This is a genomic window from uncultured Cyclobacterium sp. (assembly GCF_963976465.1).
Classification (GTDB): domain Bacteria; phylum Bacteroidota; class Bacteroidia; order Cytophagales; family Cyclobacteriaceae; genus Cyclobacterium.
The window spans coordinates 1-3,639 of the sequence record NZ_CAXBOC010000529.1 but is presented as its reverse complement, the minus strand read 5'-3'; the positions used below and the strand labels follow the sequence as shown (position 1 = coordinate 3,639).

General features: G+C 40.4%; 3 protein-coding genes. All 3 read left to right on the top strand.

What is annotated here, in order from left to right:
- Positions 1 to 1,103 (top strand): alpha/beta hydrolase (locus tag AAC037_RS21625; RefSeq protein WP_339905545.1); only part of this gene is annotated, 1,103 nt, incomplete at its 5' end.
- 36 nt (positions 1,104 to 1,139) lie between these two features.
- Positions 1,140 to 2,672 carry an arylsulfatase gene (locus tag AAC037_RS21620; protein WP_339905543.1) on the top strand — a complete coding sequence of 511 codons (1,533 nt, stop codon included), beginning with the start codon at positions 1,140 to 1,142 and terminating at the stop codon, positions 2,670 to 2,672.
- A 223-nt stretch (positions 2,673 to 2,895) separates the two neighbouring features.
- On the top strand, positions 2,896 to 3,639 hold a 744-nt coding region (locus AAC037_RS21615), incomplete at its 3' end, for a YHYH protein (protein WP_339905541.1).

The window sequence follows — 3,639 nt, the reverse complement described above, 5'->3', positions numbered from 1 at the left end:
CAAGTTTTCAGGCTTCTTCCGTGGAAAATTTCGCTATGTGTGAATACCTCGCAAGCGAGGGTTTTATAGTCATTGCCAGCCCCAGCAGAGGAACGGAAACAAGGTGGTTTGGAAATAACCTGGCCAAGGAAATGGAAACCCAGGCCAGAGATGTTGAATTTCTTATTAAAGAGGCGGGATTAATCTCAAATAGTGACCTCACCAAAATAGCAGTCATGGGTTTTAGCTTCGGGGGGCTAGCAAACATCATTGCTCAAATGCGCAATGACAACATTAAAGCCGTCATTAGCCTTGATGGTACAGAAAGGTATCAGTATGACTTATTAAAGAAATCACCCTTTTTTGGTTTACACAAAATGGATGTGCCTTACCTGCATATGGCCCAAAAAGACATACCTGAAAAGGTTCTCAATGAAGACAAGATTGACTCGACACTCAATACCAAGTTTGTTTTATACGACAGCCTTTCCCTCAACCGAGCTTACCGCTTAAAATTTCATGATTTAACCCACTCGTATTTTAGCCCCCTAGGGGTTCTTTTTCAAGCTCGAGATGGCAGACAAGACAAGAGTGATCCTGAAATTATGAATGCTTATAAATGGGTTTCAATACTTGGTTTGAGTTTTTTGAAAGCATTTTTATTGGAAGACAGTACAGCAAAAACAGCCTTCAAAAGCCAATTAGAGCTGATTGGAACGAATAAGAACTTGATGAGCTACAGCGTGAAGGGGCAAAAAAGCACTGCCTTTACTTTTAATGATTTCAATGCCTTGGCCTCCGCTCAGCAATACAATAGCCTATGGGAGCTATATGAGGAAAGCAAAAAGAAACACCCCGAATTAAACCTGCCCGAAGGAAACTTAAATACGCTAGGGCTTCAATTAATTTTTAACGCTAAAACCTCAAATCAAGGTGTCAAAGTCTTTAACTTGGCAACCCAATTATACCCCAAATCTGCCAATCTATTTGATAGTTTGGCAGAGGGATTTCTATCCATGGGAAACCATAAAAAAGCCATTGCTAATTTCAAAAAATCATTGGACTTGAATCCTCAAAACCAGAATGCCATTGACAGACTTAAAATCCTTACAGCTACTCCTTAAAAAATTTCATTCCACCCATTTCTAATCCTAATTTTTATGAACATTAAGCAATTGTATAATCCATCCATAATAAGTCTTGCTTTAGCTATTATCACTTGCCTTGGTTGCACTTCAAATAAAAAAGAAATAAAAGAGGAAAGGGCGCCAAATATAATTTTTATTTTAAGTGATGATTTAAGTTGGGGGGATCTGGGCTGCTATGGTCAGAAGAAAATCAAAACCCCAAATATTGATAGAATTGCCGCTGAAGGGATGAAGTTCACCAATGCCTATGCAGGAAGTTCGGTTTGTGCACCGTCCAGGTCTTCTTTGATGCAAGGTTTACATCAGGGACACGCCAGGGTGAGAGGTAATTCCTATCAATCTTATCGCGAATCTTTACAAGAAGGGGATTATACGGTGGCCATGATGCTAAAAGAAGCAGGGTATAAAACGGGCTTGTTCGGCAAATGGGGTTTGGCGCTAGAAAATCAACCCGGAATACCCAACAAAATGGGTTTTGATGAATTCTATGGTTACCTCAACCAGCGTCAAGCCCATACTTATTACCCTGAATTTTTGTATCACAATCAAGACAAGGTCTTTTTTCCCGGAAACAAAAACCATTACGAATATGAAAATTATTCCAAAGCCAGTACTTATGATGAAGAAGGTAAAGTAATTCCAAATGGGATTGATGACCCCTCAAATGCAGTTTATTCTTTTGATATCATCAACGAAAAAGCCTTGGATTTTGTAAAAGAAAATCAGGACCGGCCTTTCTTTTTATACCTTGCCAATACGGTACCACATGGGCCACTGATCGTGCCAGAACTTGGAGAATATAAGGACAAAAACTGGCCGATTCAACACAAAGAGTGGGCAGCAATGGTATCCCGTATGGATGGAGAAGTAGGTAAATTAATGGACTTATTGGATAATTTAGGTTTGGATGACAACACCATTATATTCTTTGCTTCTGACAATGGAAACTCAAGCCAAGGTTATGAGAAAAGATACCTAGACTTACAGGAAGGTCCTACATTAAGTGATTTTTTTAAGCATCGCTCCCCTACCCGAGGACAAAAAAGCAATGAATACAATGGAGGATTTCATGTACCTGCCATGGTAAGGTGGCCAGGGAAGATAAGGGCAGGAACAGTAAGTGATCATATCTGGGCATTTTGGGACTTCCTCCCTACTGCCGCTGATTTGGCAGGCGTTTCCTCTCCTACTTTTATAGACGGGCTTTCTATTTTACCAACCCTTACCGGGCAAGGTGAGCAAATAGCACATGAATACCTCTATTGGGAGCATAAACAAAATCAAGCCATCAGGTTGGGGGAATATTATGCCCACAAAGCCAATGGTGGCCATTTGGAACTGTACAATCTGCTAACTGACCCCCAACAGCAAAATGACATCAGTGCTGAAAACAAGGCTCTGGTGGAAAAAATTGACAAAATGATGGCAGAAGCTCATCGTCCTAGTGATGTCTGGCCTAGCCCGGGAGAAAGTAAGGAAGCTTTTCAGAAAAGATTAAAGGATAATAATATCCCGGAAAGACCTAATAATATCGGCCATTTTTAGTGGGGTTATAGATGGCCAATTTTGGTTTAAAATAATCTGAAATAGCAAAAATGTCAGTTTAATGGATGTATTCTTAATTTCAATAAGACATTTCCAATATTTGGGTTTTGCCTATTTTCCATAATTATTAATAAAATTTGAGTAAAATCGAGGGATTTTTTCCTTTCACCCGTCTAAACCATTAAATGATTCTATTCAATAGCAATTTTTAATTTTAGAAATAATGAAAGTCCCCAATTTATTAACACTCGTTTTTGTAGCAACAAGCCTATTGTTTCCTTCTTGCGCTAGTGATGAGGAAACCTGTAACGAAACTTCATGGTATCAAGACTCAGATGGTGACGGATTAGGAAATCCAAGTGTAAGTACCACCTCATGCACCCAACCCAGCGGATATGTGGCAGACAGCAATGATGATGATGATTCCATTGCAAGCTCCACGGGTAGCACACCTGTAGCAGCCTTCAACGAATTCAATGAGGATGCGGTAACTGTTTCTTTTGACGGGGACGAGATAACCATTGAATCCAACGGACTGCCAAACCATACCTCACCCTACTGGAGTGAAAGCAACAGCCTATACATAGCACCTAGTGTAGCGAATGAAAGTGAAATGTCTCCAGGTACAATTTCAAGCAGGAGTTACACCCTCACTGTGCAAGCTACTCCGGCCAAGGCTTCTTCTACTTCAGCTACCGGATTGGGTGCCATAGGCATTGCCGTTACCGGAGCGCCAATTTTTAATGATGAAGAAGGTCCAAATATCGCTTTATCTGCAAATGTAGCCTCAGGATTTGATTATGCGGGTGCCCATATGGGACCTACAGGTTATCATTACCATTTGGAGGCTTCAAATGTGACGGAAAATACCAGTATGTCCTATGACGATGAGAAGCTAGTTGGAATTCTTCAAGATGGGTTTTTGCTTTATGGAAGGAAATGTGATTCAACAGATGATCACCCTTCA

What these genes read in the sequence shown, in the direction of transcription:
- AAC037_RS21620 (WP_339905543.1), top strand. Translation starts at nt 1,140, where the DNA reads ATGAACATTAAGCAATTGTATAATCCATCCATAATAAGTCTTGCTTTA.